Annotated in this window: 12 protein-coding genes and 2 pseudogenes; 2 read left to right on the top strand and 12 right to left on the bottom strand. The window is 64.4% G+C overall.

Annotated elements, in window-relative coordinates; translation table 11 throughout:
• The first annotated feature begins 165 nt into the window (after positions 1–165).
• Positions 166–411: a DNA gyrase inhibitor YacG gene (yacG, locus tag AC3AYF_RS08420; RefSeq protein ID WP_295036519.1), complete on the top strand. Its 246-nt coding sequence runs from the start codon at positions 166–168 to the stop codon at positions 409–411.
• A gap of 151 nt (positions 412–562) precedes the next feature.
• Here yacG and AC3AYF_RS08415 read toward each other — a convergent pair whose 3' ends face one another.
• From AC3AYF_RS08415 to AC3AYF_RS08400, 4 genes and pseudogenes are all read right to left on the bottom strand, one after another.
• Complete coding sequence (locus tag AC3AYF_RS08415; protein ID WP_487779618.1) at positions 563–1,516, bottom strand: Nudix family hydrolase; 954 nt, start codon at positions 1,514–1,516, stop codon at positions 563–565.
• A gap of 78 nt (positions 1,517–1,594) precedes the next feature.
• Positions 1,595–2,799, bottom strand: a pseudogene (argJ, locus tag AC3AYF_RS08410) (bifunctional glutamate N-acetyltransferase/amino-acid acetyltransferase ArgJ).
• A 48-nt stretch (positions 2,800–2,847) separates the two neighbouring features.
• Positions 2,848–5,560 (bottom strand): annotated as a pseudogene (secA, locus tag AC3AYF_RS08405) (preprotein translocase subunit SecA).
• A gap of 87 nt (positions 5,561–5,647) precedes the next feature.
• Positions 5,648–5,995, bottom strand: a complete 348-nt coding sequence (locus AC3AYF_RS08400) for a hypothetical protein (protein ID WP_295036523.1) — start codon at positions 5,993–5,995, stop codon at positions 5,648–5,650.
• A gap of 146 nt (positions 5,996–6,141) precedes the next feature.
• On the opposite strand from AC3AYF_RS08400, the gene AC3AYF_RS08395 reads away from it, so the two are divergent.
• Positions 6,142–6,543, top strand: coding sequence for a DUF721 domain-containing protein (locus AC3AYF_RS08395; protein ID WP_365676937.1), 402 nt, complete (start codon positions 6,142–6,144; stop codon positions 6,541–6,543).
• 155 nt (positions 6,544–6,698) lie between these two features.
• On the opposite strand, the gene lpxC is transcribed toward AC3AYF_RS08395, so the two are convergent.
• The 8 genes from lpxC to murD all read right to left on the bottom strand — a co-directional run bounded on the left by lpxC (position 6,699) and on the right by murD (position 16,435).
• The gene (gene lpxC / locus AC3AYF_RS08390) at positions 6,699–7,610 is read right to left on the bottom strand and encodes a UDP-3-O-acyl-N-acetylglucosamine deacetylase (RefSeq protein WP_295036525.1); all 912 of its coding nucleotides are present in this window, start codon (positions 7,608–7,610) and stop codon (positions 6,699–6,701) included.
• Between the two features lie 114 nt (positions 7,611–7,724).
• Positions 7,725–8,894 (bottom strand): cell division protein FtsZ, encoded by a 1,170-nt coding sequence (gene ftsZ, locus AC3AYF_RS08385; RefSeq protein WP_149434006.1) that lies wholly within the window; start codon positions 8,892–8,894, stop codon positions 7,725–7,727.
• A 30-nt stretch (positions 8,895–8,924) separates the two neighbouring features.
• Entirely contained in the window at positions 8,925–10,196 is a 1,272-nt protein-coding gene (gene ftsA, locus AC3AYF_RS08380) for a cell division protein FtsA (protein ID WP_149434005.1), read from the bottom strand.
• 338 nt (positions 10,197–10,534) lie between these two features.
• Positions 10,535–11,254, bottom strand: coding sequence for a cell division protein FtsQ/DivIB (locus AC3AYF_RS08375; protein ID WP_295036526.1), 720 nt, complete (start codon positions 11,252–11,254; stop codon positions 10,535–10,537).
• 94 nt (positions 11,255–11,348) lie between these two features.
• Complete coding sequence (gene murC, locus AC3AYF_RS08370; RefSeq protein ID WP_487779619.1) at positions 11,349–12,758, bottom strand: UDP-N-acetylmuramate--L-alanine ligase; 1,410 nt, start codon at positions 12,756–12,758, stop codon at positions 11,349–11,351.
• 34 nt (positions 12,759–12,792) lie between these two features.
• Positions 12,793–13,878, bottom strand: a complete 1,086-nt coding sequence (gene murG, locus AC3AYF_RS08365) for an undecaprenyldiphospho-muramoylpentapeptide beta-N-acetylglucosaminyltransferase (protein WP_295036527.1) — start codon at positions 13,876–13,878, stop codon at positions 12,793–12,795.
• Positions 13,875–15,086, bottom strand: a complete 1,212-nt coding sequence (gene ftsW, locus AC3AYF_RS08360) for a putative lipid II flippase FtsW (protein ID WP_295036528.1) — start codon at positions 15,084–15,086, stop codon at positions 13,875–13,877. The genes murG and ftsW overlap by 4 nt, the downstream gene beginning before the upstream one ends.
• Complete coding sequence (murD, locus tag AC3AYF_RS08355; RefSeq protein ID WP_487779617.1) at positions 15,080–16,435, bottom strand: UDP-N-acetylmuramoyl-L-alanine--D-glutamate ligase; 1,356 nt, start codon at positions 16,433–16,435, stop codon at positions 15,080–15,082. Before murD ends, ftsW begins: the two co-directional genes overlap by 7 nt.
• Positions 16,436–16,483: the final 48 nt, after the last annotated feature.

Genomic DNA, 16,483 nt, shown 5'->3' with positions numbered 1-16,483 from the left:
CTTGCAGCCGCCGACGACGTCATCGACAATGGAGGCACTCGACGACACCTGCTCGATCAGGTCGCTGGGCTGGATGCCAAGTACCGCCAATTGCGCTCTCCAGCGGGATGACGCTCCTTCGACACCCTCGCCCCGACACGTTAGCCACCGACACGATATCTCTCTATGACTCGATCCAACGACCCAAGCAACGACAAGGGCGCCGGCAAGGGGCTGACCGTCCCCTGCCCCCAGTGCCAGCAACCGGTTGCCTGGACGACCGAAAACGCCTATCGGCCGTTCTGCTCCAAGCGCTGCAAGCTGATCGACCTGGGCGCCTGGGCGGATGGCTCCCACCGCATCCCGGGCGAACCGCACATGGATGAAACCGAACTCGACGAACTCATCGACCGGCTCGAACGCGGCGAGTAGTCCGCTCACCCTGAATGTCGACGCTTGCTACAGCCTGATTCCATGGCCGGAAACGAAGACGCCGCACCCAGGGGTGCGGCGTCTTCGTTTTTGGCTCTTGGCCCGTAGCCCGTAGCTCGTAGCTCGTGGCTCGTGGCTCGTGGCTCGTGGCTCAGGAATCGTTACGCCAGAAATCGCGAATCGATGCGATCCCCTGCGCCCCGACGGCCCGCGCCTGATTCGCATGGTGGCGCGTCATCCCGCCCAGCGCGAAGACCGGCATCGCCGCCATCTCCACCATCTGCTGGAAATCGTGCCACCCGATCGTCACCGCTTCAGGATGCGATGGGGTCGGCGCCAACGGCGAGAGAGTGACGAAGTCGCAGTCGATCTGCCCGGCCTGGGTCAGCTGTTCTTCGCCATGGGTCGAGGCGCCCAGCCACTTGTCGCTGGGAACCGGGCGTCGCTTGAGCTCCATCAACCTGGCGCTGGTCAGATGAATGCCATCGGCATCGACCCGCTGCAGCCACTCGGGATCGGCGTTCAGCAGCAACTTGGCGCCGTAGCGCCGGCACAGTTCCAGGGTCTTCTCCGCACGGGCCTGGTAGGCCGGATCATCCAGCCCCTTGGCGCGCAACTGCACCAGGCGGATGCTGTCCTCTTTCAGGGCACGCTCGAGCCGGTCGAGAAAGACGGAGTCATCCGCCTCTTCGGCGGTGATGAGATACTCCTGGGGCAGCGCCACCGCGCGCAGAATCGGCAGATTGGCCGCCGGGAAGGCGTAGTTGGTCAGATCGTCGACCTCGACCCACCGCACCGGCTGCCCCTCTCTGCCGTAGGGGTCGCCTTCGTACTCGCGTACCTGCCACACATCCAGCAGGATATGCTTGTCGGCGTACTCGTGATGCACCCGAATCAATGGCTGTGCGCGCAGGATCTGAATGCCGAGTTCCTCGCTCAGCTCCCGCTTGAGCGCCTCGAAGCCGGTTTCGTAGGGCGCCAGCTTGCCCCCCGGAAACTCCCACAGACCGCCCTGGTCGACCGTCGCCGGACGCCTGGCAATCAGCACTCGCCCGTCGCCTCGGATGACGGCGGCAGCCGCCACATGGACCCGTCTCTTGATCATCTTGCTAAGTCTCTCGCGCCACTTCAGTGTTTGACGGCGACATCCGGCTTCGGAATATCGCTCTCCGTCAGAAAGCGTTCAACTGCGGTAATCCGCGTTGATCGATACGTAATCGTGGGACAGGTCCGATGTCCAGATCGTGGCGCTGGCGTCGCCGCGACCGAGGCGGATCCGGATGACGATCTCCTCCTGCGCCATCACCCGGCTCCCCGCCTCTTCGGTGTAACCGTCGGCGCGACCGCCATGCTCCACCAGGCGCTCGCCACCGAGATCGATGACGATGCGCTCGACGTCCAGATCCTTCACCGGCGCCCGCCCGACGGCGGCCAGGATTCGACCCCAGTTGGCGTCGCTGGCGTAGAGCGCCGTCTTGACCAGCGGCGAATGGGCGACCGTGAACGCCACCGCCCGCGCCTCGTCGACGCTTTCCGCCTCCTCGACCTGCAACGTGACGAACTTGGTCGCCCCTTCGCCATCACGGATGATCGCCTGCGCCAGTTCGACGAGCACCGATGTCAGCGCCTCGCGGAACCGACGTTCATCGTCGGCCGACTCGACACGCGGGCCCCGGTGGCGATCAGCGTGCAGGCATCGTTGGTGGAGGTATCCGAATCCACCGTGATCGAGTTGAAAGAGACCCGCACCGCTTCGCGCAGCCACTGCTGGAGCCGGTCCTGATCGATCGCCGCATCGCAGGCGACGAATCCGAGCATGGTCGCCATGTTGGGCTGGATCATTCCGGAGCCCTTGCTGATCCCGTTGATGGTGACCGTACCACCGCCGAGCTCGACCTGGGCCGAAGCGCCCTTGATCCGGGTATCGGTGGTCATGATGCCCTCGGCGGCAAGCGCCCAGCCGTCGGCGTCCAGCGCTTCCAGGGCGGCGGCCAGACCGTCCGTGATTCGGGCCACCGGCAGCGGCTCCCCGATCACCCCGGTCGAGAACGGCAGTACATGATGGCTCTCGGTTCCGGTTAGCGCAGCCAGCGCACGGCAGCACGCCTCGGCATCGTTGCGGCCGCGGGCACCGGTACCGGCATTGGCATTGCCGGTATTGATCAGCAGGAAGCGTGGCGTCGCCTGCTGCAGGTGGTCCCGAGCGACGTGCACGGGCGCCGCGCAGAAGGCGTTGCGGGTGAACGTGGCGGCGACGGAGGCGCCCTCGGGCACCTCGATCACCACCAGATCACGACGGTTCGGCTTCTTGATACCCGCCATCGCGGTTCCCAGTCGCACGCCCTCGAGCGCCGGCATCCGGGGAAACAGTGATTTACCTACGGCCATCCCATTCTCCTCGAGGAACACAGGCCTGCCCCGTGTTCCTGGCCATTCTCAGCTCAGCGCACCATGGCACTGCTTGTACTTCTTGCCGGAACCGCACGGGCAAGGATCGTTACGTCCGACTTTCGGGCCCTCCCGGCGCACCGGCTGGGCACCATCCTCGGCCGGCTCGTCTGCCGCTTCCCCCGCCCCTTCGGCCGTCTGCCGGGCCGCGGTGACAGCCTCCTCGTGGACCGATTGGCTGGCCGCCTTCTCCCGCTCGAGCGCTTCGCGACGCTGGCGCTCCAGATCCTCGACCTCTTCCTGACGCCGCACCTGCACATGGCTCAGGATACGGGTAACGTCATGCTTGATGTTGTAGAGCAGCGACTGGAACAGCTCGAACGCCTCGCGCTTGTACTCCTGCTTCGGATTCTTCTGGGCATAGCCCCGCAGGTGAATGCCGCGGCGAAGGTGATCCATCGACTGCAGGTGCTCCTTCCAGCGTGTATCCAGCACCTGCAGCATCACCTGCTTCTCGAAGCGTCGCATCATCTCGCCACCGATCGCTTCGACCTTGGCGAGATATTGGCCACGGTGCTGGTCCAGCAGGCGTTGACGCAGCACTTCCTCGTTGAAGTTGTCGTCCTCCTCCGCCCACTGCACCAGCGGCAGGTCGATGTTGAACTCCTGCTTGAGCTGATCCTGCAGCCCCGCCAGCTCCCACTGCTCCGGCAGACTCTGGGGCGGCACGTACTCGGAGATCGTCTGCTCGAGCACTTCGTCGCGGATGCTGGCGACGTTGTCGGAGATATCGTCGGCGGCGAGGATATCGTCGCGCTGCTCGTAGATGACCCGGCGCTGGTCGTTGGAGACGTCGTCGTACTCCAGCAGCTGCTTGCGGATATCGAAGTTGCGGCCTTCGACCTTCTTCTGCGCCCGCTCGACCGCGTTGGAGACCATCTTGTGCTCGATGGCCTCGCCCTCCTCGAGCCCCAGCGCACCCATCAGACGCTGTACCCGGTCGGAGCCGAACAGGCGCATGAGGCTGTCTTCCAGCGACAGGAAGAAACGTGTCGAGCCCGGGTCACCCTGGCGGCCGGCACGGCCACGCAGCTGGTTGTCGATCCGGCGGGACTCGTGCCGCTCGGAGCCGATCACGTGCAGGCCGCCGGACTCGAGCACGGCATCATGACGCTGCTGCCACTCCGCCTTGATCGACTCGATCTGCGCCTCGCTGGGATCCTCGAGCTTGGCGACCTCGGCTTCCCAGTTGCCGCCGAGCACGATATCGGTACCCCGGCCCGCCATGTTGGTGGCCAGCGTGACGGCGCCGGGGCGACCCGCCTGGGCAATGATTTCGGCCTCGCTTTCGTGCTGCTTGGCGTTGAGGACGTTGTGGGGAATCTGCTTCGCCTGCATCAGCTTGGAGAGATACTCCGAGGTCTCGATGGACGCGGTACCCACCAGCACCGGCCGGTTGGCCTCGCGCTGCGTGTTGACGTCCTCGATGATCGCGGCGTACTTCTCCTCGGCACTCAGGTAGACCAGATCGTTCAGATCCTGGCGCGCCAACGGACGATTGGTGGGAATCACCAGCACGTCGAGCCCGTAGATGTGATTGAACTCGAAGGCCTCGGTGTCGGCGGTACCGGTCATCCCGGCCAATTTCTCGTAGAGGCGGAAATAGTTCTGGAAGGTGGTGGAGGCCAGCGTCTGGCTCTCGCGCTGGATCGCCACCCCTTCCTTGGCTTCCACCGCCTGGTGCAGACCTTCGGACCAGCGGCGACCCGGCATGGTACGCCCGGTGTGCTCGTCGACGATCACCACGTTGCCGTCCGAGACGATGTAGTCGACATCGCGATGGTAGAGGCAGCAGCCCGAGGTTCTGGACCGCGTAGAGCGAGTCTTCCGACTTGAGCAGGCCCGCCTCCCGCATCAGCTGCTCGACCTGCTGGTGACCCTCCTCCGTCAACTCCACCTGCTTCTGCTTCTCGTCGATCAGGAAATCGCCGGTGGTCGGGTCCTCCTCGTCGCTACACTGCTTGAGCTGCTTGGAGAGCGCGTGAATGGTGCGATAGAGTTCGACGTTCTCTTCCACGGGGCCGGAGATGATCAGCGGCGTGCGCGCTTCATCGATCAGGATCGAGTCGACCTCGTCGATGATCGCGTAGTGCAGCGGTCGCTGGACCTTGTCCTGCAGCGAGAAGGCCATGTTGTCGCGCAGGTAGTCGAAGCCGTACTCGTTGTTGGTCCCATAGGTGATATCGCAGGCATAAGCCTGCTTCTTCTCCTCGTTCGGCTGGCCGGAGGCGATGACCCCGACACTGAGCCCAAGGAATTCGTAGAGCGGGCGCATCCAGTTGGCGTCACGGCTGGCCAGGTAGTCGTTGACCGTGACCACATGCACGCCTTTCCCCAGCAGCGCATTGAAGTAGACCGACAACGTCCCGACCAGCGTCTTGCCCTCACCGGTCTTCATCTCGGCGATCCGGCCCTCGTGCAGCGCCATGCCGCCAACCATCTGGACATCGAAATGACGCATGCCGAGCACGCGCTTGCTCGCCTCCCGGACGGTGGCGAACGCTTCCGGCAGCATGGATTCGTGCTTCTCGCCATCGGCCAGGCGACGACGAAACTCGGCAGTCTTGGCCTTGAGCGCCGTGTCATCGAGCGCTTCGAACTGGGCTTCCAGTTCGTTGATCGCCGCCACCTGCTTGCGCATGCGCTTGACGTCGCGGTCGTTCTTGGAACCGACCAGCTTGTGTAGTATTGCATTCAACATGATGTATTCCTGCGTGCCCCGGAGGCAGCCATGCGACGACGAGGCCAGCACCGGCTGCCGGTGATGATGAGAGAGATATGACGGTCATCAGGCGGACACAGGCGGGCCTCGGCGGGACAGCACGTCCAGGGCGGCGCTGGGGGCAACCAGGGGTTCGAGGGGAATCCGCCGCGGCTGCGGCGAGGGGGTCATGGTCCGCGGGTGCAGGGGACGCTTGGCGGCGATGCGTGCGACGCGCCGGGACTCGGCCCGAATGGCCTCCGGGGCCATCAGGTAGACCTGAGTCAAACGCTCGGCCAGCCGCATCGCCTCGGCGGGCATCAAGCCCGCGGGCAGCAGACAACCGACCAGCACACTGGCCAGCCACCAATGGGCTCGCTGCCGGGGGCGCCAGATGGCGCCACGCTGACCGGACTGCGCTTTGACCGAAGTCATGCTGTCGACGAACTCCGCGCCGTGATAGGTTTAGCGGGTCTTTCCCCACCGCGTGCAAGCCGATGAGTATAAAGGCTAAGCGTTTACGAGCCCAGCCCGTTTCCCGACTCCTTGAGCAACCGGGAGGATTGGGCGACGTGATGCGCATGGCGACGTTGATCGAACGCGCCCAGAACCACCTGAGGCGACAACTCCCACCGGACGTGGCCGAGCACCTCTACGTCGGCGGCTACCGCAACGGCGTGTTGACGCTGATCACCGATCGCGCCGCATGGTTGACGTGGCTGCGTTACGAACAGCCCCGGCTGCTCGAGCTGCTGCACCAACTGCCCGGTTTCGAGGCGGTGATGAAATTCTCGCTGAAGGTACGCCCGATCCGGCCCGTCAAGGCGCTGCCACGCCAGACGCGTCGACTGTCGCCCGCCGGCGCCGACGCACTCTCCCACTGCGCGGAGGGCCTGGAAGACTCCCCGCTCAAGCGCTCGCTGAACCGGCTGGCCTCCCACGCCCAAGTCGCACCGGAATCGGACGACGGTTCCGCCACCTGAACCGGGCTGAACGCTCATGCTGCTCCGCGTCAGGCATCGCCCGGCCCATGGATCGAGGGGCGGGACCAACCGATCGGAAACGACGACGCCGATCCTGGGATCGGCGTCGAATTCAACGGCTGGAGATGATGCTTTCCAGGGTGTGCCAGCGCTACTCAGGCCATGGCTGGCGCCGCGTAGGATATCGGCGCCGACTGCGACGTCTCTTCGAACGTCACGATCTCGTAAGCCTCCGGATGAGCCAGCAGTTCACGGCAGAGCTGATTGTTGAGCCCATGACCGGACTTGTAGCCTCTGAACTCGCCGATCAGGCTGTAGCCGAGCTGGTAGAGATCGCCGATCGCATCGAGCATCTTGTGCTTCACGAACTCGTCGTCGTAGCGGAGGCCGTCCTGGTTCACGATACGGTAGTCGTCGACGACGATGGCGTTGTCGAGACTCCCCCCCAGCGCCAGGTTCTGCGAGCGCAGGAACTCCAGGTCGCGCATGAAACCGAACGTGCGCGCTCGCGACACCTCCTTGACGAAGGAAGTCGTGGAAAAATCGACGGTCGCGGTCTGCTTCTGCTGTTCGAAGACGGGGTGATCGAAATCGATCGCGAAACTGACCTTGAATCCGTTGTGCGGTAGAAAGGTCGCCTGCTTGCCGTCGTCGTTGACGGTCACTTCGCGCTTGATACGAATGAACTGCTTCGGCGCCGACTGCTCGGCAATACCCGCCGACTGGATCAGGAAGACGAAGGGGCCGGCGCTGCCATCCATGATCGGCACTTCCGGTGCGCTCAATTCGACGTAGGCGTTGTCGATCCCCAACCCCGCGAACGCCGACATCAGGTGCTCGACGGTGGCAACCTTGACGCCATCCTTGGAGAGCGCCGTGCAGAGGTTGGTGTCGGTGACGCTTTCAGCGTGTGCAGGGATGTGCACCACCGGGTCGAGGTCGGTACGCACGAAGACGATGCCCGTGTTGGGCGTCGCAGGACGCAACGTCAGATACACTTTTTCTCCGGAATGGAGCCCTACGCCTGTGGCGCGGATCGTGTTCTGCAGCGTTCGTTGTTTGATCATGGGCATCGACCTGACAGTCAAATGGTTTGGAAACGGTGTTCACTATAACACCAAACCATCGGCCCACCAACCATATCGACGTTACAAAATGATGATGGGCAGTCCATTGGTCTATCAATCCGCCTGACGACGCAGGAACGCCGGAATGTCGAGGTAATCGTCCATGTCCGATGTCTTGCGCTTCTCCTGCTGCGACTTCTTCGCTGCCGCTTCCTGCTCGGCGCGTGCGGCCTGCTGACGCATGACGGCCGGCTGCTGAAGCTTGCGATAGTCGGTCGTTTCCGGGCGGGAAGCGGCGGTTTCGCGGGGAATGGCCTTCTCCTTCTGGGCATCCAATCCCGCGGCGACGACGGTCACGCGCAGCTCGTCGGACATCTCCATATCGATGGCGGTACCCACCACGATGGTCGCATCCTGGGAGGCGAACTCCTGGACCGTCGCCCCCACATCGTTGAATTCACCGATGGAGAGATCCGGGCCAGCCGTGATGTTGACCAGAATGCCGCGGGCGCCGTGCAGGTCGATATCCTCGAGCAGCGGGCTGCGAATGGCTTTCTCGGCCGCTTCGCGGGCACGGTTCTCGCCGGTCGCCGCGCCGGTTCCCATCATCGCCATCCCCATCTCGGACATCACCGTACGCACGTCGGCGAAGTCGACGTTGATGATACCCGGGCTGGTGATCAGTTCGGCGATACCCTGAACGGCGCCCAGCAGCACATCGTTGGCGGCACTGAAGGCGGTCAGCAGGCTGGCGTTCTTGCCCAGCACCGACAGCAGCTTCTCGTTGGGGATGGTGATCAGCGAATCGACGTACTCGGAGAGCTCTTTCATTCCCTCTTCGGCCGCGCGCATGCGCTTCGGCCCTTCGAACGGGAAGGGGCGCGTGACGACGGCGACGGTCAGGATTCCCAGCTCCTTGGCCACCTGGGCGACCACGGGGGCGCCGCCGGTACCCGTACCACCGCCCATGCCGGCGGTGATGAAGATCATGTCCGCGCCCTGGAGCATCTCGGCGATGCGATCGCGATCCTCCATGGCCGCCTGGCGCCCCACATCCGGATTGGCCCCGGCACCCAACCCCTTGGTGATCTCGCCACCCAGCTGGAGAACGGTCTTGGCCGCCACGCGCTTGAGCGCCTGGGCATCGGTGTTGGCGCAGATGAACTCGACGCCTTCGATGTTACTCTCGACCATGTGGTTGACGGCGTTGCCGCCGCCGCCGCCGACACCGATGACTTTGATGACTGCACTACTAGAAGGTGCGTTATCTACTAGTTCGAACATTGCCCCGTCTCCAAGACCGCTTGCGGCCTGTCAGAAATTTCCTTTAAACCAGCCTTTGAGTCGCTCCAGCGTCGAAACCTCATCCCTGGTTGCGCGCCGGGGAAGTGAGTCTTCCCTTTGAGGCTGGGCTGATACTGCGCGAGAGTGCTTGGCGTCCTTCATTCCGTAGAGTAGCAAACCTACCCCCGTCGAATAAATCGGGTTGCGTACCACGTCCGCCAAGCCACGGACGTTGTACGGGCACGCGATACGGACCGGCATGTGGAATATCTCCTCCGCCAGCTCGACCACCCCCTCCATTCGAGAGGTGCCCCCCGTCAACACGATTCCGGCCGCCACCAGATCCTCGTAGCCGCTGCGGCGAAGCTCCTCGCGCACCAGCGTAAAGAGTTCCTCGTAACGGGGTTCCACGACTTCCGCCAGCGCCTGGCGGGAGAGGTCCCGGGCCGGCCGGTCGCCGACGCTGGGCACCTTGATCATCTCATCGCTGCTCGCCAACTGTGTCAGCGCGCAGGCGTACTTGACCTTGATATCCTCGGCGTACTGGGTCGGCGTGCGCAGCGCCATGGCGATATCGTTGGTCACCTGATCCCCGGCTATCGGGATCACGGCGGTGTGTCGAATGGCGCCCTCGGTGAAGACGGCGATGTCGGTGGTCCCGCCACCGATATCGACCATGCAAACGCCGAGCTCGCGCTCGTCCTCGGTCAGCACCGCGTGGCTCGAGGCCAGTTGCTCGAGAATGATGTCATCGACTTCCAGGCCACAGCGGCGGACGCACTTCTCGATATTCTGGACGGCGTTCATCGCGGCGGTCACCAGGTGGACGCGAGCTTCCAGCCGAACGCCGGACATCCCCAGCGGCTCGCGAATCCCCTCCTGGGTGTCGATGGCGAACTCCTGGGGAATCACGTGCAGCACGCGCTGCCCCTCGGAAATGGCCCGCGCACGGGCGGAGTCGATGACGCGATCGATGTCGGCGGGCGCGACCTCCCGCTCCTTGATCGCCACGACACCATCGGAATTCATGGAGCTGATATGGCTGCCGGCGATCCCGACGTAGACAGAGTGGATGTCGCAACCTGCCATCAGCTCGGCTTCTTCTACGGCGCGCTGAATCGACTGAACGGTTGACTCGATATTGATCACGACACCCTTCTTCATGCCACGCGAAGGATGCGAACCAATCCCGGCAATTTCCAACCCGCCATCGTCAGTGGGTTGCCCCACGATGGCGACCACCTTGGATGTTCCGATATCCAGCCCGACCACCATATTGGAAGCGTTGGATTGTCCTGCCATAGGTCGGGGTCGCTCCTCAAACTTCACCGATAAACCGGATAAAAATGGGCCAACAAAGATTCGCGCTTATTATAGGAACAAGACGACCCTTTTCACCAGCCCATCGCTGAAACAAAAGCCACATTAAGCCCTTTTTCTTTAAAAGGGAAATAAGGAAGGAGTCTTGCCGCTATTAAAGCGCTCCGAAAATAACGGCTCCGCGACGTTAGACGAGGTTAAGTACGGGGCCCGACGAGTAAGAAGTCGTCACTCACGACACACACATCCTTTCAGATCGTGAGGCCGGAGACGACGCCAGCCGCGGGATCGGGGCCGGCTTGTCACCCGGGAATCCCGAACTAATCGCTCGAGACGGGGGCCGTTTCGCCATGTCTCGCCACCGAAACGCCATTGGGATAACGGAGATCGATGTAGCGTATCTGCGACGCCTCCTGTCCCAACTGTCGTTTCCATGCGGCAATAAAGCGAGCCAACCTCGCGTCCAAGTCCGTCCGCCCGAGAATCACCCAGACGCCATCATTGATTTGAAAGCGCCAGGCGCCACGTGGCTCGAGCCTCAACTGGGTGATCGAGAGCCCGAGATCGGACAGCGCACGGCGCAGGGAGTCGTAATAACCCAGCACCTCCCGCCCCGTGCCGTCGGGGCCACCGAGGTCGGGGAGACGCCGCCCGAAATCGCTCACCGGCCCGGGCGAGAATGGCTGACCGCGACTATTCAGCAGCAGCTCGTCATTCCAGCGAGCGACCGGATCTTGCTCGTAAAGCACGAACCGCAGGGTGTTGGGCCACTCGCGAGAGACGGTCACTTCCCGCAGCCAGCCAATCTTGCGCGCTTCGGTGCGCAGGTCGCTCAAGGAGAGGGAGAGCCAGGTATGGCCGCTCACCAGGGGAGCCAACTCCTTCTGAAGGTAAGCCGCGCTGACGTAATTCAGGTCACCGCTGATCGAGACCCGTGCGATGGGCTTGTCCAGCCACAGCCACAGCGCCCTGCCGCCGGCACCGATCAGCACCACGATCATGAGGATGCCGAGCAGCGTACCCCGCGCGCTGGTATTCATGGTGCCCGCCCCGCCGACGCTGCGGCCTGGCGTCGCTCGGGATGCGTCGGTCGCTCCATGACGCAAGCACTCTCTTCCGACACGGCCACCAGCCTCAAAGGATCACCTCGTCGAGCTTGAGCGCGCAGTGGGCGAGCCCCTGGGCGATACCGCCGATATCTCCGGCCCCCTGGGTGATCAGAATATCGCCGGGCCGCAGCACGCGCGCAAGGATCCCCGGCAGTGCCGACTTTTCCTCGACGAACAGTGGATCGACCTGACCGCGCTGGCGAATCGAGCCCGCCAGCGTCTTTCCTTCCGCGCCGGGAATCGGCGCTTCGCCAGCGCCATACACGTCGAGCAGCAACAAGGTGTCGACGCCGGAGAGCACCCTGACGAAGTCCTCGTAGAGATCCCGCGTTCGGGTATAGCGATGGGGCTGATAGAGCATCACCAGCCGACGCTGCGGCCAGCCGGAGCGAACCGCACGAATCACCATCTCGACTTCACGCGGGTGGTGGCCGTAGTCGTCGACCAGCATCACTTCGCCGCCCTGCGACAGCGGATAGTGGCCGTGAATCCGAAAACGACGTCCGACGCCGCCGAAAGACGCCAGCCCTCTAACGATATCGTCGTCGCCGACGCCGGCATCGGTGGCCACGGCGATGGCCGCGAGCGCGTTGAGGGCATTATGGGTGCCCGGCATCGCCAGGGTGATGTTCAACGCCGCGGAGTCGCCGGGACGCTCGGCGACGAATCGAATGGTGTCGGCGGTCTGCTGGAAGTCCCGAATGCGATAATCGGCCTCTTCGTTGAAACCGTAAGTGACGAATTGGCGCTGAACCTGCGGCAGCAATTCCCGCACGTTGTCATCGTCGAGGCACAGCACGGCCCGGCCGTAGAAAGGCAGGTTGTGCAGAAATTCGATGAAGGTCGTCTTCAGTCGGGAAAAATCGCCGTCATAAGTCGCCATATGGTCGGCGTCGATATTCGTCACGATCGCCGTCATCGGCTGCAGGTGCAGGAAGGATGCATCGGACTCGTCGGCCTCGGCGACGAGGAACTCCCCGGAACCGAGACGCGCGTTGGTTCCCGCGCTGGTCAGCTTGCCACCAATGACGAACGTCGGATCGAGCCCCGCCTCGGCGAACAGTGTCGACAGCAGGCTCGTGGTGGTGGTCTTGCCGTGGGTACCCGCAACCGCGATCCCGTGGCGGAAGCGCATCAGCTCGGCCAGCATCTCGGCACGGCGCACCACCGGCACCCGATGCTCTCGTGCCCACTGGATCTCCGGGTTGGTCGGATCGACGGCCGTCGACACCACGATCACGTTGGCCCCTTCTGCGTTGACCGCCGCATGGCCAATGGCGACACGAATGCCACAGTCTCGCAGATGGTGGGTGACCGCCGATTCCCTCAGGTCACTACCGCTGACTTGGTAGCCTTCGTTGGCCAGCACTTCGGCGATGCCGCACATCCCGGCCCCACCGATTCCGACGAAATGAATGCCCCGAATACGCCGCATGCCGAGATGCGACCGCGTCGGGCGCGTCTGAATGCTATCGCTCAAAACCGATCTCCATGCAGCCGTCGACCAGGCGCCCGACGGCATCGAGGTGGGCTACCCGACGTGCCTGAATCGCCATTGTCGCCAGCACGTCGGGCTGCAAAAGTGACTCGAGCATCGCCTGCAAACGTTCAGGGGTGAGCTCGGCCTGCTGTATCAATTCAGCGCCACCCGCGTCGACGAGGTGGCGTGCGTTATGGGTCTGGTGGTCGTCGACGGCATGAGGGAACGGCACCAGCAGGGAGGGCTTGGCCGCGGCGGAGAGCTCGGCGATGGTCAGGGCGCCGGCTCGACACACGATGACGTCCGCCCAGTCGTAGGCGACAGCCATGTCGTCGATGAAAGCGCTCACCTCCACCTCGACGCCGGCCGCTCGATAGGCCTCCCGCGTCTCGTCGTCCTTGTCGCGCCCCGCCTGATGACGTACCTGCGGTCGCCGCGAGGGATCCAGCGCCGCCAGCGCAACGGGCAGCTTCCGGTTCAGGGACTGCGCCCCTAGCGACCCGCCCAGCACCAGCAGCCGCAGCGGCCGGCCGGCCATCTGCTCGACCGTCCTGGGAGTCTCTCCCAGCACCGCGATGTCGTCGCGCACTGGATTGCCGACCACCTCGGCCTTGGCCGGCGGGAAAGCCCCCGGGAAGGCGGCGTAGACTCGGGTCGCCAGATGCGCCAACGACCGATTGGTCAAGCCGGCGACGGCGTTCTGTTCATGCACCACCAGTGGTTTTCCGCTCAAGCGCGCAGCCAGGCCTCCAGGGCCGCTGGCAAAGCCGCCGAGCCCGACGACGAGCTGCGGGTCGAAGCGCTGTATCACCCGCCGGGCCTGCCAGATCGCCCGGCTCAGCCGCCACGGGATCGCCAACCAGCCGCCCAGACCGTTGCCCCGCAACCCGGACACCGCGATGCGGTTCAACGGGATGTCCGCAGCGGGAACGAGACGGTTCTCGATGCCTCTCGGACTCCCCAGCCACTCGACTGCCACCCCTCGTTCGCGCAGGGCCTTGGCCAGCGAGAGCGCGGGCACGACATGCCCGCCGGTGCCGCCGGCCATGATCAGAACGCGCCGCGTGCCGCTCATGAGCCCGGCTCCGAGGCCTGGGTGTCGGAGGGGGGCTCGGGAGCGGCCTTGGGTTCGGCTCGGCGCTGAAGCCGCCTGACCTCGGCGTCGACGCGAAACAGTATGGCCATCATGATCCCGCTGATGATGAGACTCGAACCGCCGTAGCTCAGAAGTGGCAGCGTCAAGCCTTTGGTGGGTAGCATGCCCGCGCTGACGGAGATGTTGATGAATGCCTGTGCACCGATGACCAGCGCAATGCCATAGCAGAGGTAAGCCGCGAACGGGATGCCGATCAGTTCCGCCTTGCGTCCGATCCTGAAGGCCCGGAAGACCAGCAGGGCGAACAGGAGAATCACCGCCATGGCGCCGAACAATCCCAGCTCCTCGGCCAGCACGGCAAACACGAAATCGGTGTGTGCTTCCGGCAGGTAGAACAGTTTCTGGACGCTGTTACCCAGCCCCAGACCGAACCAGTGCCCCCGCCCGAAGGCGATCAGCGCTTGGGTCAGCTGATAGCCGGTGTTGTACTGATCCGCCCAGGGATTGGCGAAACTGGTGATCCGCTGCAAACGATAGGGTTCCGCCACCGCCAGCATGACGGCACCCGACCCCACCACGGCCAGGATCAGCAGAAATCGCCACAGCGGGGCACCGGAGAGCAGCAACATGCCCATCACGCAGCCGGTCAACACCACCACGGCGCCGTAGTCCGGCTCGAGGATCAGCAGGAAACCGATCAACGCCATCACCGCCAGCGGCCGCATGAAGGCTCCCCAGGTGCGCCGCACGTCCGGCAGGAAGCGCTCCAGGTAGCCGGCGATGTAGACGATCAGACACAGCTTGGCGACTTCCGACGCCTGGATATTGATGATGCCGAGCGGAATCCAGCGCCGGCTGCCGTTGATTTCACGGCCCACGATCAGCACGACGAACAGCAGCAACAGCGCCACGATCAGCATCAAAGGGCCTTTCTGTCGCCACCAGTCGAGCGGCAGGCGCACGGCGACGAGCCCGACGCCGATCGCGGCGAGTACGAAGATGCCGTGACGAATACTGAAATAGTAGGGGTTGCCGGTCAGGCTCGCGGCGATCTCGGTGGATGCCGAGGTCACCATCACCCAGCCGATCAGCATCAGCGACAGCGTCGCCAGCAGTAGCCAGCCATCGAACGACTGGTGCTTGGTGGTCAGTCGCGCCTGCGACGTCTTCATCATGGCCTTCAGCATGCGGCTTCCTGCCCTTGTCCGAGCTGCCCTTGATCAAGCAGGGCGCGAAACGCCTCGCCGCGCGCCAGGTAGTTGGGAAACTGGTCGAGACTTGCACAGGCGGGCGACAGCAGCACGCAATCCCCCGGCTCGGCGATCGAGGCCGCGCGCCGCACGGCGTCTGCCAGCGTGTCGACCCGCCAGGTGGCGACCTGCGGCTCGAGCGCGGCGACCAACTGCGGCGCATCCTGGCCGAACACGATCGCTTCCCGAGCATAGCGTGCCAGCGGTTCGGCCAACGGCGTGAAGTCGGCGCCCTTGCCGACTCCGCCGCCCAACCAGACCAGTTTCCCGGTCAGCGTCTCCCCGACCCCGGCGATCGCCGCCAGTGTCGCGCCCACGTTAGTGCCTTTGGAGTCGTTGATCCAGCGCACGCCGCCGCGTTCGGCAACGATCTCGCCGCGATGCGGCAAGCCGGCAAAACGGCAAAGGACCCCACGGACCACATCCCCGTCAATGCCGACGACATGGGCGATCGCCATCGCCGCCAGCGCGTTGGCGTGATTGTGCCGACCCGCCAGGCGCAGTTCATCGACCGGCATCAACGGTTGCCGGCCGTGGCAAAGCCACTCGCCCGTCCCGCCCGCCACGCTCGAGATGCCCCACTCGTCGTCACCGGGCGAGTGGGTGGTGAAGCGCTCGCAGCTCAACGCCTCCTGTCCCGGCCAGGTGGCCGCATCATCCGCGTTGGCGACGGCATGGGCGGCACCCTCGAAAATCCGCGCCTTGGCCCGGCGGTAGCCCTGCATGTCGCCATGGCGATCGAGATGGTCGGCCGACAGATTCAGAAACGCCGCGCAGGCCGCCCCCAGTCCGGTGAGCGTCTCCAGTTGAAAGCTCGACAGCTCCAGCACGAACAGCTCCGCGTCCGCGTGATCGATCAGCAGGTCCAGTGCGGCATCGCCGAGGTTGCCGCCGACCGCGACGCGCCTGCCCGCCTGCCGCGCCATCTCGCCCACCAGCGTGGTCACGGTCGACTTGGCATTGGACCCGGTGATGGCCACGATCGGCGCTTCGCAGTGTCGCGCAAACAGAGAAATCTCGCCGATGACCCGGTCCCGGACAGCGCCCAGGCCGGTCCGCTCGAGATCGATGCCAGGACTCACGACGATCTCGGCGAATGCCTCCAGATCCAGCGAATCCAGGCTCCCCAGGTGGAGTTCGATCTCCGGATAGGCCGCACGGAAAGCCTCGAGTCCCGGGGGGGCGGCGCGGGTATCGGCGACCATGAAGCGCTCGCCGCGACCAGCCAGGACGCGGGCGATCGCACGGCCGGAGATTCCCCGCCCGCCCACCCAGGTCGGCGGCATGCCCGGCGAGTTTCGGGAACAACTCGGAAATTCTCAGGCCGCCCTGGC

The organism is Salinicola sp. (assembly GCF_982684285.1).
The sequence above is the reverse complement of the archived record's forward strand: the minus strand, read 5'-3'. Positions and strand labels throughout refer to the sequence as shown.